At 73.6% G+C, this 15,451-nt stretch carries 13 protein-coding genes; 1 reads left to right on the forward strand and 12 read right to left on the reverse strand.

Translation table 11 applies throughout. The annotated features are described in order from the left end of the window. Positions 1-49: 49 nt before the first annotated feature. The 11 genes from AGRA3207_RS08590 to AGRA3207_RS08640 form a co-directional block, all read right to left on the reverse strand. The gene (locus AGRA3207_RS08590; RefSeq protein WP_231334030.1) at positions 50-925 is read right to left on the reverse strand and encodes a TIGR03936 family radical SAM-associated protein; all 876 of its coding nucleotides are present in this window, start codon (positions 923-925) and stop codon (positions 50-52) included. 216 nt (positions 926-1,141) lie between these two features. Continuing rightward, positions 1,142-3,064 (reverse strand): TIGR03960 family B12-binding radical SAM protein, encoded by a 1,923-nt coding sequence (locus tag AGRA3207_RS08595; RefSeq protein ID WP_231334031.1) that lies wholly within the window; start codon positions 3,062-3,064, stop codon positions 1,142-1,144. Between the two features lie 54 nt (positions 3,065-3,118). After that, positions 3,119-4,300, reverse strand: coding sequence for a rod shape-determining protein RodA (rodA, locus tag AGRA3207_RS08600; RefSeq protein ID WP_231334032.1), 1,182 nt, complete (start codon positions 4,298-4,300; stop codon positions 3,119-3,121). After that, complete coding sequence (gene mrdA / locus AGRA3207_RS08605; protein WP_231334033.1) at positions 4,297-6,369, reverse strand: penicillin-binding protein 2; 2,073 nt, start codon at positions 6,367-6,369, stop codon at positions 4,297-4,299. The genes rodA and mrdA overlap by 4 nt, the downstream gene beginning before the upstream one ends. After that, positions 6,366-6,965 (reverse strand): rod shape-determining protein MreD, encoded by a 600-nt coding sequence (gene mreD / locus AGRA3207_RS08610; protein ID WP_231334034.1) that lies wholly within the window; start codon positions 6,963-6,965, stop codon positions 6,366-6,368. The genes mrdA and mreD overlap by 4 nt, the downstream gene beginning before the upstream one ends. Position 6,966: 1 nt before the next feature. After that, positions 6,967-7,980, reverse strand: a complete 1,014-nt coding sequence (gene mreC / locus AGRA3207_RS08615) for a rod shape-determining protein MreC (RefSeq protein WP_231334035.1) — start codon at positions 7,978-7,980, stop codon at positions 6,967-6,969. Positions 7,981-8,015: 35 nt separating this feature from the next. Beyond that, on the reverse strand, positions 8,016-9,050 hold the full coding sequence (locus AGRA3207_RS08620; protein WP_067461266.1) for a rod shape-determining protein: 1,035 nt from the start codon (positions 9,048-9,050) through the stop codon (positions 8,016-8,018). Positions 9,051-9,277: 227 nt separating this feature from the next. Further along, the gene (gene ndk, locus AGRA3207_RS08625; protein ID WP_231334036.1) at positions 9,278-9,688 is read right to left on the reverse strand and encodes a nucleoside-diphosphate kinase; all 411 of its coding nucleotides are present in this window, start codon (positions 9,686-9,688) and stop codon (positions 9,278-9,280) included. Between the two features lie 108 nt (positions 9,689-9,796). Next, positions 9,797-11,245: a hypothetical protein gene (locus tag AGRA3207_RS08630; protein ID WP_231334037.1), complete on the reverse strand. Its 1,449-nt coding sequence runs from the start codon at positions 11,243-11,245 to the stop codon at positions 9,797-9,799. Positions 11,246-11,382: 137 nt separating this feature from the next. Next, entirely contained in the window at positions 11,383-11,739 is a 357-nt protein-coding gene (locus AGRA3207_RS08635) for a DUF4233 domain-containing protein (RefSeq protein ID WP_231334038.1), read from the reverse strand. After that, on the reverse strand, positions 11,736-13,106 hold the full coding sequence (locus AGRA3207_RS08640; protein WP_231336263.1) for a bifunctional folylpolyglutamate synthase/dihydrofolate synthase: 1,371 nt from the start codon (positions 13,104-13,106) through the stop codon (positions 11,736-11,738). The genes AGRA3207_RS08635 and AGRA3207_RS08640 overlap by 4 nt, the downstream gene beginning before the upstream one ends. 142 nt (positions 13,107-13,248) lie before the next feature. Between AGRA3207_RS08640 and AGRA3207_RS08645 the strand changes: the two genes are divergently transcribed. After that, positions 13,249-14,505 (forward strand): hypothetical protein, encoded by a 1,257-nt coding sequence (locus AGRA3207_RS08645; protein ID WP_338028262.1) that lies wholly within the window; start codon positions 13,249-13,251, stop codon positions 14,503-14,505. Here the strand turns inward: AGRA3207_RS08645 and AGRA3207_RS08650 are convergent. Then, complete coding sequence (locus AGRA3207_RS08650) at positions 14,462-15,412, reverse strand: hypothetical protein (protein ID WP_231334039.1); 951 nt, start codon at positions 15,410-15,412, stop codon at positions 14,462-14,464. The genes AGRA3207_RS08645 and AGRA3207_RS08650 overlap by 44 nt on opposite strands. Between the last annotated feature and the right edge of the window lie 39 nt (positions 15,413-15,451).

Genomic DNA, 15,451 nt, shown 5'->3' on the forward strand with positions numbered 1-15,451 from the left:
TCGTCCCCTGCGCGACCGGTTCCGTGCTGCCACGGCTTCGGTCCCACGATCAGGCGCTGACGGCATCCGCGCTCGCGGCTTCCCCGGGCTGCGGCCGCACTGGGCCGCGGGCCGTCTCGGCGTCGTCGCCGGACGGCAGGCCGATCTCCCGGTCGGGATCCAGAGGATCCGCGAGGCCACCGGTGGCCGCGTCGAGGGGCCCCTGCGCCAGCCTGGTCACCAGCGGTGGTGACGGCGGCGCTAGGTCGGCGACCTGGCGCAGTCCGGTGAGGATGTCGTCGGGTCGTACGGCGGGTGTTGAATGCCGAACAACCATTCGAAGTATCGCACAAGGGGCATCCGCCGCCTCCGCGGCGCGCCGGTCCGGCATGGAAGCGTGTGCTTCCAGGGCATGGACGGCGGCGCGCACGTCGAACCGGCGCCGCCCCTTCTTGGTGAGGCGTTCCACCTCGATGTCGCGCGCGTCCAGGAAGGCGGCGACGGCAGCGGCGGCGTCGTCGTGCGACACGCCGTCCAGCCGGATCCGCCATTCGGACGCCTGGAGCCGATCGGCGAACGCGCCCGGCCTGGCCTGCGCGTCCGCGGCGCGTCCCGCCCCGACCGGCACGACATCCACGATGTCGAGCCCGGAGGGCAGGGCAGCGTCGAGATCGGCCCGCACCCGCGCAGGGTCGCGGGTCTCGATGAGCCCGATCTCAAGGTACTCCGCCTCGCTGGCCACCCCTGTCGCCGCCGCACCCGCGTACGAGATCTTCGGGTGCGGGGTGAATCCGGCGCTGAACGCGACAGGGATCCCGGCGCGCCGCACGGCGCGTTCCACGGCCCGGGAAATGTCGCGGTGGCTCGTGAACCGCAGCCTGCCCCGCTTGGCGTAGCGGACGCGCAGGCGCTGGATCACTGGGGCCGGCGCCGGACCCTCCGGCATGGGTGCCAGGGCTCTTGTCCTTCCTACTCGTGTCGAGTCGAAAACGTCTCCCTATAGAGTACGGGGCGCCCGGTGCCCTTTCGCCCCCGGCCGGGACACAGGCACCACGGGCCCCGCAGCTCAGGGGCTCCGGGCGTCCGGATCAGGCCCCGATCGAACCCCGTTCCGGCCTGGGACACCTCTTCGCGGAGGATTCGGACGCCCGTCCGCGGGGGGTCAGACGACCGTCAGCGGCAGCAGCGTGCGGCCCGTCGGGCCGATCTGGATCTCGGTCCCCATGGTCGGGCAGACGCCGCAGTCGTAACAGGGGGTCCAGCGGCAGTCCTCGACCTCGGTGCCCTCCACCGCGTCCTGCCAGTCCTGCCAGAGCCACTCGCGGTCGAGCCCGGCGTCGAGGTGGTCCCAGGGGAGCACCTCGACCTCGTCGCGCTCGCGGACGGTGTACCAGTCGAGGTCGACGGGCTCACCGGCGAGGGCCTTCGCGGCGCAGTCCGTCCAGCGCTCGTAGGAGAAGTGCTCGCTCCAACCGTCGAACCGGCCTCCGTCCTCCCACACGGCCCGGATGACCCGCCCCACCCGCCGGTCACCGCGCGACAGCAGCCCCTCGACGATCGAAGGCTGGCCGTCGTGGTAGCGCAGCCCGATGGCGCGGCCGTACTCGCGGTCGCCCCGCAGGGCGTCCTTGAGGGCGCGCAGGCGGCGGTCGACGGTCTCGTGGTCGCACTGCGCGGCCCACTGGAACGGGGTGTGCGGTTTCGGGACGAACCCGCCGATGGACACCGTGCAGCGGACGTCCCTGCGCCCGGTGGCCTCGCGGCCGGCCCGGATGACGCGCTTGGCCATGTCGGCGATGGCGAGGACGTCCTCGTCCTCCTCGGTGGGCAGCCCGCACATGAAGTACAGCTTGACCTGCCGCCAGCCGTTCTCGTAGGCGGTGGTGACGGTGCGGATCAGGTCGTCCTCGGTGACCATCTTGTTGATCACCTTGCGCATCCGCTCGGAGCCGCCCTCGGGCGCGAACGTCAGCCCGGACCGGCGGCCGCCCCGCGAGAACTCGTTGGCGAGGGTGATGTTGAAGGCGTCCACGCGGGTGGACGGCAGCGACAGCGAGGTGTTGGTGCCCTCGTAGCGGTCGGCGAGCCCCTTGGCGACCTCGCCGATCTCGCTGTGGTCGGCGCTGGAGAGGCTGAGCAGCCCGACCTCCTGGAAGCCCGACTCCTTCAGGCCCTGGTCGACCATCGCGCCGATCGTGGTGATCGACCGCTCCCGCACCGGGCGGGTGATCATCCCGGCCTGGCAGAACCGGCAGCCGCGGGTGCAGCCGCGGAAGATCTCCACGCTGAACCGCTCGTGGACGGTCTCGGCCAGCGGGACCAGGGGCTTCTTCGGGTACGGCCACTGGTCGAGGTCCATGACGGTGTGCTTCTCGATCCGCCACGGCACGCCCGGGCGGTTCGGCGCGACGCGCTGGATCCGGCCGTCCGGCAGGTAGGACACGTCGTAGAAGCGGGGGACGTACACCCCGCCGGACGCGGCGAGGCGCATCAGCAGCCCGTCCCGCCCGCCGGGGCCGGCCTCGGCCTTCCACTCCCGGATCACCTCGGTGATCGCGAGCGCGATCTCCTCGCCGTCGCCGAGCACGGCGGCGTCGACGAAGTCGGCGATGGGCTCGGGGTTGAAGGCGGCGTGCCCGCCCGCGAGGACGATCGGGTGCCCGTCGGCGCGGTCGGCGGCGTCCAGGGGGATGCCGGCGAGGTCGAGCGCCGTCAGCAGGTTGGTGTAGCCCAGCTCGGTGGAGAACGACACGCCGAGCACGTCGAACGCGGCGACCGGGCGGTGCCCGTCGACGGTGAACTGCGGGATGCCGTTCTCCCGCATGACCGCCTCCATGTCGGGCCAGACCGAGTAGGTCCGCTCCGCGAGGACGCCGTCGCGCTCGTTGAGGATTTCGTAAAGGATCTGGACGCCCTGGTTGGGGAGCCCGACCTCGTAGGCGTCCGGGTACATCAGGGCCCACCGGACCTCGGCCTCGTCCCAGTCCTTGACCTGGGAGTTCAGCTCCCCGCCGACGTACTGGATCGGCTTCTGCACGCGCGGGAGCAGCGGCTCCAGTCGCGGGAAGATCGACTGGACGGGCATGGCGGTGTCCTCCGTGATGGGGCCATGGACGAACGCCCAGCCTACCGCCGGGAACTAGTCGAACGGCCTGCGCCGCACATGGACGGCCTGGAGCAGCCCGAAAGCGATCATGTTCGCGAACGTCGCGGAGCCGCCGTAGGACACGAACGGCAGCGGCAGCCCGGTGATCGGCATGATCCCGACCGTCATCCCGACGTTCTCGAACGTCTGGAACGCCAGCCAGCACACCACCCCGGTCGCCACGAGCGTGCCGAACAGGTCGGCGGCCTGGGTGGCGATGCGCAGGCCCCGCCACAGCACGACGCCGAGGAGCACGACGATCACGGCCGCGCCGACGAAGCCGAACTCCTCCCCCGCGACGGTGAAGATGAAGTCGGTCTGCTGCTCGGGGACGAAGTGCCCGCCGGTCTGCTCGCCGTTGAACAGGCCCTTGCCGAACGCGCCGCCGGAGCCGATCGCGATCCGGGCCTGCTGGGCGTTGTAGCCGGCGCCGCGCGGGTCGGCGGAGGGATCCATGAACGCGGTGAACCGGGCGAGCTGGTAGGGCTTCAGCAGGCCGAAGAACCACACCGCGAAGCCCGCGGCGACACCGCCGCCGACCAGCCCGGCGAGCCAGCGCTTGCGCGCGCCGGAGACCGCCAGCATCCCGAGGACCACGGCGGTGAACACCAGCGTGGTGCCGAGGTCGGGTTGCAGCATGATCAGCGCGGCGGGCACGCCCGCGAGCGCGAGGGCGAGCAGGACGTCGCGCCGGCCGGGGCCGATCTCCCCGTCCCGCGGCTCGCCGAGGATCATCGCGAGCAGCACGACGAGGCCGACCTTGGCGAACTCCGACGGCTGCACCTGGAACCCGCCGCCGATCACGATCCACGAGTGCGAGCCGTTGATCGTCGACCCGAGCGGGGTGAGGACCGCGACCAGCCCCACGCAGGCCACCCCGTACAGGATCGGGACGTACGCGCGCAGCAGCCGGTAGTCCAGGACGGTCACGACGCCGCCGAGCGCGAACCCGATGACCAGGTTGAGGATGTGGCGCTTGAGGAAGCCCTCGGGGTCCTTGCCCTGCTCGGTCATGAGCTGGAACGTCGCCGAGCGCACCAGCAGCGCGCCGATGAGCGACAGCGCGACGACGGTCAGGCACAGCGTCCAGTCGAGGCGCCGCAGCCCCGCGACGCGGCTCTGCCACAGCGCCCGGTCGCCGTATCCCCCGATGGAGCCGACATTGGCCTCGTTCACGGCACGGCCCCGTCCGCCGGGGGCTTCGGAAGGTCGGAGGGGATCCTGCCGTCCTTCAGCAGGGGCTTGTTGTCCTTCGTCCCGTACATCGCCTCCCAGATCGCGCGGACGGTGGGCGCCGCCGCGGAGGCGCCCGTGCCGCCCTGCGCGATCATCGCGACCACCGCGAAGCGGGGCTTGCCGACCGGGCCGAACGAGGCGAACCACGAGGTGTCGGCCTTGCCGAAGACCTCGGCGGTGCCGGTCTTGCCGGCGACGTCGACGCGTTTGAAGTCGAATCCGGAGAACGCGCCCGCGGCGGTGCCCTTCTTCGTCACGTCGGCCAGCCCGCTGCGGATGTACTTGAGGATCTTCGCGTCGACCGGGAGGCGCGGGTCGGGCGGGTCGGGGATCCGGCGCAGGACCGTGCCGTCCGGCCGTACCACCGCGACGCCGAGCCGCGGGGTCACGAGCCTGCCGCCGTTGGCCACCGCCGCGTACGCGCGGGTGAGCTGCAGCGGCGTGACCAGGACGTCGCCCTGGCCGACCGAGAAGTTCGCCGCGTCACCGGCCCGCCACACGAAGCCCTCGGTGCAGTTCTCCGCGGCGATGGCCTTGAGGTAGGCGGCGCGGGCCGGGTCGGTCTTGGCGACGCCGGGGTAGCCCTCCTTGGCGCCCTTGCAGTCGGACTTCTTGGTGGCGTTCCAGTAGTTCCTCTTCCATCCCCGGTCGGGGATGCGGCCCGGCGTCTCGCTCGGCAGGTCGATGCCGCTGCGCGCGCCGAACCCGAAGTTGCGGGCCATTCCGACCATGGGGTCGGACGGGGTCTTCCGCGGCTTCATGCCGCCGTCGCGCAGCCATTCCTCGTAGGCGAACTTGTAGAAGATCGTGTCGCAGGAGACCACCAGGGCCTGGTGGAGGTCCATGCTGCCGTGGCCCTGGCCCTCGAAGTTCGTGAACGCGCGGCTCCCGACGTTGTAGGAGCCGGGGCAGGGGTAGATGCCGTTCAGGGGGTAGCCGTCCTTCACCGCGGCGGACACCGACGAGATCTTGAACGTGGACCCGGGCGCGAACTGTCCCTGGGTGACGCGGGAGATCAGCGGCTCGCCCTTCTTCTTGCCGAGGAGCCCGTCGTACTCGTCCTGGGAGATGCCGCCGGTCCAGATGCCCGGGTCGTACGTCGGGTAGCTGGCCATCGCGACCATCCGCCCGGTCTGGACGTCCATGACGACCGCGGCCCCGGCGTCGGCCTTGTTGCCGGCGCGGCGCGCGCCCTCGATGGCGGTCTGGAGCGCCTTCTCCGCCGCGCCCTGCACGCCCGCGTCGAGGCTGGTGACGAGGTTGCCGCCGGTGACCGGTGCCTTCTCCGCGGCGGTGCCGGTGACGCGGCCCTGGCTGTCGACGAGCACCTTGCGGAAGCCCGGCTCGCCGCGCAGGTCGCCGTCGTACTGCGCCTCCAGCCCGGCGCGGCCGATCAGGTCGACGCCGCTGTAGCCGGTGACCTTGAGGCCCTTGCGCTTGTCGAGCTCCTCCTGGGTGATCGGCTGGAGGTAGCCGAGCGCCTGCGCGGCGCCCGCGCCCTCGGGCTTGGGGTAGTCGCGGACGGCCTGGACCTGCGCGGTCACGCCGGGGAAGTCCTCCTGCCGCTCCATGATCTGCAACGCGCGCTTGGGGTCGACGCGGTCGTCCACCGGGATCGGCTGGTAGGGGGAGCCGGGCCAGCAGGGCCGCTGGATGCCGGGGCCGCACAGCCGGATCCGCTTGAGGATCTCGTCCTGGCTCGTTCCGAGGACGGCGGCGAGGCGCCTCAGGACCCCGGTGCCCCTGTCCTTCTGCCGCGACAGCGAGGTGCGGTCGACCGAGACGACGAGCGCGCTGCGGTTGCGGACGAGCGCGCGGCCCTGGTTGTCCAGGATCATGCCGCGGATGGCGGGGACGACGATGTCGCGGGTGCGGTTCTGCGCGGCGATCTCCCGGTAGTGGGTGCCCTCCAGGACCTGGAGCGACCACAGCCGCCCGACCAGGACCAGCAGCAGCGCGCCGACGAGGACGTAGAGGACGACGAGCCGGAAGTGCGTCTTGGAGTTCACAGGCCCCCGCTCCGCCCCGACATCGCGCGGTAGCGGGCGGCGGGGACCGACAGGCGGTCCCCGCGGGCGCGTTCGCCGCGTTCGTACCGGCGGGTGACGCGCAGCACCGCCCACACGATGAACGGGCTGGCGATCACGTCGTAGACGACCTGGAGCGGCACCATGCTGGACACGGTGTCCCATTCGGCGCGCGGGTCGCCGAGGATCATGCCGGTCGCGGCGTACAGGACGGTCCCCGCGAGGGCCCCGGCCGCGACGGCGAAGAACGGGACGGCCGACTGCCGGTCCATCTCGGCGGACGCGAGCCCGCACAGGTAGCCGATGAGGCAGTAGACGAGCGCGTAGCGCCCGAGGGTGTGGTCGGAGGGCGGGATGATGTCGGCGGCCAGGCCCGCCAGGAACCCGGCGACCATGCCGGTCATCGACCCGTTGACGAGGGCGAGGGCCACCACGGCCAGCAGGACGAGGTCGGGCTGCACGCCCCCGGGCGTCGGCAGCCGGTTGGCCACCGAGACCTGGAGGATCAGCGCCACCGCGATCACCACGGCGGCCATCACGTTGCGTCCCGTCGACGACGCCTCCGGTGCGTTGAGCACGTCAGTCCCCCGTGGTCGGTCTCGTGGTCGGGCTCTTGGTGCCGCGCGGCCGCGCCTTCCGGCTCGCCTCCGGGCCCGCCGACGGCGACGCGCCGGGGGCCGGTGTCCCGGTCGGCGCGGGCGCCGGGGTGGGCGGCGGGGACGGCCTCGGCGGCAGCACCGCGTCCCGCGGGTCGGTCTTCGGCGGCGCGACGACCACGGCGACGACGTCCAGGCTGGTGAACCGGACGAACGGCCGGAGGTGGGCGGTGCGGGTCAGGCCGCCCGCGCTGTCGATCCGCTCGACCACGCCGATGGGGACGCCCGGGACGTACGGCCGCTCGCCCTGCGACCCGAGCGTGACGACCCGCTGGCCGACGCGCATCGGGGCCGCGGCGTCCAGGAGCTGGAAGCGCAGCGGGGTGCCGCCGTTGCCGAGTCCGCGGCGGCCGCGGCCCTGCACGATCCCGATCTCCTTGGAGTCCTCCAGGCGGGAGCCGATCGAGGACGTCTGATCGGTGGCGAGCAGCACGGTCGCGGTCGCCGGGCCGACGCGGGTGACGCGGCCGACGAGCCCCTCGGCGCTCATCACGGTCATGTCGGTCCTGATGCCGTTGCGGCTGCCGACGTCGATGGTGACGGTGTCCTCGAAGCCCTGCCCCGCGGAGATCACCTGCGCGGCGCGGATCTTGTAGCCGCCCATCCCGGCGGTGCCGAGCAGCCGCTGGAGCTGGGCGGAGCGGTCGTGGTCGAGACGGCCCGCGCGCAGCTGCTCGCGCAGCTTCTGGTTCTCGCGTTCGAGACGGTCGGCGCGCCGCCGCTCGCCGGGCGCGTCGGTGATCGCGTCGAAGGTGTTCCCGACCGGCCGGACGACCGACGCCGAGGCCCGTTCGACCGGGCCGAACACCGCCGCGCCGATCCCGCGCAGGCCGTGCAGCGGGGAGTGCTCCCCGCCGCGGTAGTCAATGGTGATCATCGCGAGCGCCGTGACGAGCAGCGCGCCGAGGACCACGCGGGTGCGCCGGGTGTCCTTCACCCACCGACCTCCCGTTCCCTAGTTCCGCCGGGAGCTCAGTGCCGCGGCTCCGGGACGAGCACCTGCCGGAGCGACTCGAAGTCCTCGACGCATTTGCCGGTGCCGAGGACGACCGAGTCGAGCGGGTTGTCCACGAGGTGGATCGGCATGCCCGTCTCCTCGCGGAGCCGCTCGTCGAGGTTCTTCAGCAGGGCTCCGCCGCCGGTGAGGGCGATCCCGCGGTCCATGATGTCGCCGGACAGCTCGGGCGGGCACTTGTCGAGGGTCGTCTTCACCGCGTCCACGATGGAGTTCACCGGCTCCTCGATGGCCCGCCGCACCTCCTCGGCGGAGATCACGACGGTCTTCGGAAGCCCGCTGACCAGGTCACGGCCGCGTATCTCGGCGTGCGGCTCCTCGTCCCCACCCGGATAGGCGGACCCGATGGCCATCTTGATCTCCTCCGCGGTCCGTTCGCCGAGCATCAGGGAGTACTCCTTCTTGGAGAAGGAGATGACCGCCTGGTCGAGCTCGTCGCCGCCGACGCGGACCGACTGGCTCGTGACGATCCCGCCGAGCGAGATGATCGCGACCTCGGTGGTCCCGCCGCCGATGTCGACGACCATGTTGCCGGTGGGCTCGTAGACGGGCAGCCCGGCGCCGATCGCGGCGGCCATGGGCTCCTCGATGATGTAGACGCGGCGGGCGCCGGCCTGGTAGCCGGCCTCCTTGACGGCGCGCTGCTCGACACCGGTGATGCCGCTCGGCACCGCGACCACGATGCGCGGCTTGGCGAAGTGCCGGCGCTTGTGCACCTTCTGGATGAAGTAGCGCAGCATCCGCTCGGTGACGTCGAAGTCGGCGATCACGCCGTCCTTGAGCGGGCGGACGGCGACGATGTTGCCGGGCGTCCGGCCGATCATCCGCTTCGCCTCGATGCCGACGGCGACGATCTTCCCGGTGTTGGTGTTGATCGCCACGACCGACGGTTCGTTCAGGACGATGCCACGCCCCCGCACGTACACGAGTGTGTTGGCGGTTCCCAGATCGACCGCCATGTCACGGCCGAGAAACGACAGCTTGTTACCCATGAAGAAAGGGAGCCCTTCATCTTGACGGGCGTGTATAGCGGCTTGTCCATCGTAACGTGCTCACGCGCCAGCGGGCAGTCACCCCCGGTGCGCGCGTCGCCAAAAAAACGGGTGCTGAACAGGATGGTTTTAGTTAAACCGATGCGCATCGGGGCGGCCCTGCCCGCGTGTGTCGAGCGGGGCGGCCGTGCCGGGACGCCGCGCGGCGGCGTCCCGGCGGGCGGCCGTCAGCCCAGTTCCGGGAAGAACAGCTTGATCTCGCGCTCGGCGGAGTAGGTGGAGTCCGAGCCGTGCACGATGTTCTCGCCGATCTCCAGCGCGAAGTCGCCGCGGATGGTGCCGGGGGTGGCGCTCACCGGGTCGGTGGCGCCGGCCAGCGCGCGGAACGCCTCGATGGCGCGCGGGCCCTCCACGACCATCGCGACGAGCGGGCCGCCGGTGATGAACTCGACCAGCTCGCCGAAGAACGGCTTGCTCGCGTGCTCCTCGTAATGCGCCTCGGCCGTCTCACGCGCCAGGGTGCGCAGTTCGAGCGCGACGAGCGTCAGGCCCTTGCGCTCGATCCGGGAGACGACCTCGCCGACGACGCCGCGGCGGACACCGTCGGGCTTGACCAGGACAAGAGTGCGCTCGGACACGGATGTTTCTCCTCAGGAAGGTCGGATCAGGTGGCGCCACCCCGTCCGGCGGGGTCCGGCCCGGCGTGATCCGTCACGCCGCGGCCCGCACACCACTGCGCGCGAATCCTACCCGCCGCCGGGGCTCGCGGACGCCTCGGCGGGCACGGTGGCGGCGCCCTTGCGCACCGTCCCGGCGGCGGCGCGCGCGCTGGCCGCCGCCAGGAGCACCGCGCACGCCGCCGCGACGAGGAGCCAGGCGTGGTACCCGCCGGTCAGCGCGTCCACCTGTCCCGCCTCCGTGACCGGGCGCTCGCGCAGCAGCCACGACGACTGGAGCGACAGGACGAGGAGCTGCCCGGTGAGGACGGCGGGGAAGCACAGCGCCAGCCCGAACAGCGCCGCGCCGGCACCCGCGTCCCGCAGCGACGCGGCCAGCGCGAGCCCGGCGCCGGTGCCGAGCGGGACCAGCGGGGCGAGCAGCCCGGCGCCCGAGGGCGGGGCGGCGAGGCCGAGCGGGAGCGCGGCGAGCATCAGCCCGTGCCCGGTGAGGACGGCCCGCCTGGGCTCGCCGCGGGTGGAGGCGAGGGCCCCGGCCAGCGCGGCGGCACCGGCGAGGGCGAAGGGCGCGGGCGGGACGCCGGCCGCGTCGCCGCGGGCGTGGGCGGCCACCGCCGACAGCCCGGCCAGCGGCGCCGCGACCGGGTAGGTGAGCAGCCCGGTCGTGACCATGACGACCGCGCATCCGAACGGGCTGCCCGCGGTCGCGTCCCGGCTGCCGGTGAGGGCGAGGGCGAGGAGGGCGGGCAGCGCGAGGGCCGCCACCGCGAGCCGCGCGCCCGGCGACCAGCCGTCCGCGGCGACGACGGTGAGGAAGGCGAACCCGCCCGCGGGGACCAGCGGCAGGACGAGCCGGCCGCGCTCGGCGCGCCGCGGCGCGGGCAGCGCCCGCCGCCTCCGGTCCCGCATGAGGGGGAACAGCAGCGCCGCGATGAGGGCGGCCAGGGCGGGCCACGGGAACGGCGCGAGGGCGAGGTGCCAGTCGGGCGCGGCCGCCGCGGACGGCGGCGGGACCACGTGCAGCGCCAGCGGCATCGCGGTCAGCAGCGCCGCGGCGAGGCCGCCGGCCCACAGCGCCGCGGCCGGGCGGCTCCGCCGTTCCCAGACCAGGACGAGCGAGGCGGGCAGGGCGATGCCGGCGCCCGCGCCCTGTGCCGCGCGGACGATCCCCACCTGCGGCACCGAGCCCGCGAACCGGGCGGCGCCGAGCCCGGCCAGCAGGACGAGCAGGCCGCCGGCCAGCACCGCCCAGGCGGGGAGGCGGCGGGTGGCGACGGCGGCGAGCGGGATCGTGAGCAGCAGCGCGGGCAGGGACAGGCCGGTGGCGCGCAGCAGCCCGGCGGCCTGGCCGTTGCTGAGGCCGAGCGCGTCCACCGCGGCGGGGATCACGTTCGCGGTGGTGTCGGGGACGGCGAGGACCGCGGCGGGCAGCGCGGTCGCCGCCGCCAGCAGCGTGCCCGCCGTCGCGAGCCTGGTGCGCGGGCGTTCGTACGGGCGTTCGTGCGCGTGCATGTTCACGGCCGGCTCCTTCGGAGGTCGCCGCCGGCCGTGCCCAGCATTTCCTAGAATAAGAAATGTCGGATTTTCCAGAAATGGCACTGAAGGACCGGGCAGGCGGGAATCGGCTCCGGTCATCCGGTGCCGTCCCCGCGAATTTAGCGCGCCGCGATGGAATCCGCCTTGCGTCCCATCCATATTCCCGTTGCCCAAAGCGCCCCGAACAACGCACCGAGGAAGAACATGGTCGGCACCATGACCCCGGTCGCGATGATCAGAACCTGGAGCACCGAGCCCGCCGGCACCGCCCACGGGAACCGCAGCAGCCCGGTCATCAGCACGCAGACCACCGCGAGCCCCCCGCACACGAGCCCGGCGGTGCCGCCGTCCACGTCCAGGACGGTCACCGCCACCGGGATGGCGAGGGCGATCACGATCGCCTCGCAGGCCAGCACGGCGGCGAGCAGGCGGCGGGCGGGGTTCGGGGCCGCGCCCCGCGGCCGGCCGGCCCTCACCGGCCCTCCTCGACGCGCAGCAGCGTCCGGGCGTCCCCGACGGTGACGACCGAGCCGGTGATCAGGACGCCGGCACCCTGGTACTCGCCGGTCTCCTCGGCCAGCCCGATCGCCCGGTCGATGGCATCGTCCAGCCGTTCCGCGACGTGGACGCGGTCGGGCCCGAGGATCCCCTCGGCGATCTCGGCCAGTTCCCCGGGCGGCATCGAGCGCGGCGACGAACTGCGCGTCACCACCAGCTCGGCGAGGACGGGCTCGAGCTGGTCGAGGATGCCCGCGAGGTCCTTGTCCGCCGCGGCGGCGAGCACGCCGACCAGGCGGGTGAAGCCGAAGGACTCGGTGATCGTGGCGACGCTCGCGGCCATCCCGGCGGGGTTGTGCGCGGCGTCCAGCAGGACGGTCGGGCCGGTCCGGACGACCTCCAGCCGTCCCGGCGACGCCGACTTGGCGAACCCGCTGCGGACCAGCGCCGGATCGAGCTGCCCCTCCTCGCCCCCGGTGTAGGGCTCGCCCGGCGCGATGCGCGTCGCGGCCTCCAGGTTGGCCTCCCCCCTGGTCGGCGCGCCACCGGCGAACGCCTCCACCGCGGCCAGCGCGGTCGCGGCGTTGCCCGCCTGGTGCTCCCCGAACAGCGGGAGGAAGACCTCGTCGTAGACACCGTGCAGGCCCTGGAGGCGGAGCTGCTGCCCGCCCACCGCGACGTCCCGGGAGAGCACGCCGAACTCGATGCCCTCGCGGGCCGCGGCCGCGCCGGTCTCCGCGATCCGGCGCAGCAGGACCTCGGCGGCCTCGACCGGCTGCTGGGCCAGCACCGCGACCGCCCCCGGCTTGATGATCCCGGCCTTCTCCGCCGCGATCTCCTCGATGGTCTCACCGAGGTAGCGGGTGTGGTCCAGGCCGATGGGGGTGATCACGGCGACCGTCCCGTCGGCGACGTTCGTGGCGTCCCAGACCCCGCCCATGCCCGCCTCCACGACCGCCACGTCGACCGGCGCGTCCGCGAACGCCGCGTACGCCATCGCCGTGAGGACCTCGAAGAACGACAGCCGCGCCGGATGCTTGCCGTCGATGAGCCGGACGTAGGGCAGCACGTCCTGGAACGCCTCGGCGAACCGCTCCTCGCTGATCGGCTCCCCGTCGATCGCGATCCGCTCTCGCAGGGTCGTCATCTCGGGGCTGGTGTACAGCCCGGTCCGCAGCCCCCGCTCGCGCAGCAGCGACTCGATGAGCCGCGCGGTGCTGGACTTGCCGTTCGTCCCGGCCACGTGGATGACGGGGTAGGCGCGGTGGGGGTCCCCCAGGACGTCGACCAGGTCGCGGACGCGGTCGAGCGTGGGGTCGATCTCCCACTCGACGCCGCGGCTCATGATCGCGCCGACGGCGCCCCGGTAGTCGAGCGGCTCGGTTGGCTGGCTCACGATGCTCCATGACTGCGGAAAGTGACCCTCAGAGCCTACTCGGCACCGCCCGGAGCGCCGCCCCGGGCCGCGCTCTGAAAGCATGGCCGACGTGAGCGCCGACCGGCCAGCCGATGACATGCCCGTCCTGCGAAGTGTGTTCTTCCGGGAGTCGGCGGCGCGTTCCCCCGGGGAACGGCGCAGCCTTTCGCGCGCACGCGCGCTGGCGGAGGCGCTGGACGTCCTTTCCGTCGGCGTTCCCGTTCTCACCGTCGTGGGCTCGAAAGGAAAGGGCACCGCCGCCACTTACGCGTCGGCTTTCCTGGCCGCGGCGGGAATGCGGGTGTGCACGGTCAACAGCCCCGGACTCCGCGACGCGAGGGACCGGATCAGGATCGACGGAAGGTCGGTGTCGGAGGGGGAACTCGCGTCCCTGGGCGAGCGGCTCGAAGAACGCATCGACGTCCTGCCGCCCTCGCCCGGCTTCCTGTCCCCGACCGGCCTGTTCACGCTCGCGGGCGTCCTGCACGCGCGGGACGTGGGCGTGGACGCCCTCGTCCTGGAGGCGGGCGTGGGAGGGCGCTCGGACGAGGTGAGCCTCTTCCCACCCGATGTCGTCGCGCTCACCCCCGTGTTCCTTGAGCACGCCGGCGTGCTGGGCGACACCGCCGCGGAGATTGCGCTGGAGAAGATCGGCGTGGCCGCCCCCGGGACGCGGGCGGCGCTGTCGGCGCCGCAGTCCCCCGAGGTGACCGACGCCCTGGGCGGGCGGGTCGAGTACGTGGCGCCCGGGGACGCCGGGCTGCCCGCCGCGCTGCTGCCGGACGGGCTGGGCCGGATGAACGCCGAGCTGGGCGTCGCCGCGGCGCGCCGCCTGCCGGGGATCGCCGAGCCCCCGCCCGGGCGGGCGGAGGCGGTGCTGTCGTCGGTGGTGCTGCCGGGACGGCTGTCCTGGCACCGGGTCCCGGGCTCGGCGACCACCGTGCTGATCGACTCCGCCATCGACCGGACGGGGGTCGCCGCCGCCCTCGCCGCCGCCCGCGGCCGCTGGGGGACGGTCGACCACGTCGTCGTCAGCCTGCCCGACCACAAGGACCTGGACGGGGCGATCGCCGAGCTGGACGACCTGCCCGTGACGTTCGTGCGGCTCCCGCTCAGGCACCTGCGCTTCACCCGGCCCCTGCCGCCCGCGTGGGACGTCGTGGACGCCGCGGCGGTGACGCCCGAGTCGCTCGCCACCCTCGGGCACCGCGTCCTCGTCCTCGGGACGGTCTACTTCACCGGCCTGGTCCTCGGCGTGGTGGGCGCGCCGACCCGGCGGCTGTTCAACGCCGCGGCCCCTCCACGTCCCGGCGGATGCCGCGCATGAGCTCGGCCATCGCCGGGAGCCGCCAGGCCGGGGCGGGGACGTTCGAGGCGACGACGCCGTAGGAGTCCTCCGTCGCCCAGGCGCAGTACAGGTGGATTTCGGCGAGCACCGCGAACGAGCCGCACAGGGCCCGCCCGCCCCCCTTGCCCGCGGCGGTGCCCTGCACGGCGATGAACGTCGTGGGGCGGATCTTGCGCAGGAAGGCCGCCGTGTCGCCGACCGGTCCCGTCCCGCCCATGAACAGCACGTTCAGCGGGCCTTTCGGTTCCTCCGCGTAGACGCCCTCGCCGCCCACCGGCACGCCGCCCGCCCGGACCGGCGCGGCGACGAACGGGTACGCCGCGCTCGCCGGGACCGCCGCGGCGGGCTCCTTGCGCAGGCCGCCCGCGACCGCCACCGCCGTGATCCGCTTCTTGGACGCGGGGACCGCGGCGGTGCGGGCGTTCTCGCCGTTGACCTGCCGGAGCACCAGCACGCCCGCCAGCGCCACGACCAGGACGGCGGCGGCGCCCGCGCCCAGCAGCGGCGCGGACAGCCGTTTGCGCCCCCCGGCGGCGGCCGGCGCGGCGGGCTCGGGCAGGGCGGCCGCCGGGAGCGGGCCCGTCCCGTGCGGCAGGACGTGCGGCCCGGTCCCGTTCGCCGGGCCGGGCAGCACGTGCGGGCCCGTCCCGCCCGCGACGATCTGGGGGCCCGTGCCGTCCCCGGTCCCGGGCGACCACCACGGCTGCGACGCGCCCCAGGGCGGCAGCTCGGTCCGCGGGTCCTGCTGGAACCGGTCGGCGGGCTCCGGCGGCCCGGCCCCGTCCTGCTGCTCCGGCGGGACGGCGTCCTCGACGGCCCGCGGCACGGTCAGGTCGTCGCCGGACACGGAGTCCGGCGCGTCGGACCGAGGAGGTGAATCGGCCATTGCACTCCTGAGGGTTCCCTTGCCGGCCGGAGCCCGCGG

Source organism: Actinomadura graeca (assembly GCF_019175365.1).
Classification (GTDB): Bacteria; Actinomycetota; Actinomycetes; order Streptosporangiales; family Streptosporangiaceae; genus Spirillospora; species Spirillospora graeca.

What these genes read in the sequence shown, in the direction of transcription:
- AGRA3207_RS08650 (WP_231334039.1), bottom strand. Translation starts at nt 15,412, where the DNA reads ATGGCCGATTCACCTCCTCGGTCCGACGCGCCGGACTCCGTGTCCGGC.
- AGRA3207_RS08620 (WP_067461266.1), bottom strand. Translation starts at nt 9,050, where the DNA reads ATGGGTAACAAGCTGTCGTTTCTCGGCCGTGACATGGCGGTCGATCTG.
- AGRA3207_RS08595 (WP_231334031.1), bottom strand. Translation starts at nt 3,064, where the DNA reads ATGCCCGTCCAGTCGATCTTCCCGCGACTGGAGCCGCTGCTCCCGCGC.
- AGRA3207_RS08640 (WP_231336263.1), bottom strand. Translation starts at nt 13,106, where the DNA reads ATGAGCCGCGGCGTCGAGTGGGAGATCGACCCCACGCTCGACCGCGTC.
- AGRA3207_RS08590 (WP_231334030.1), bottom strand. Translation starts at nt 925, where the DNA reads ATGCCGGAGGGTCCGGCGCCGGCCCCAGTGATCCAGCGCCTGCGCGTC.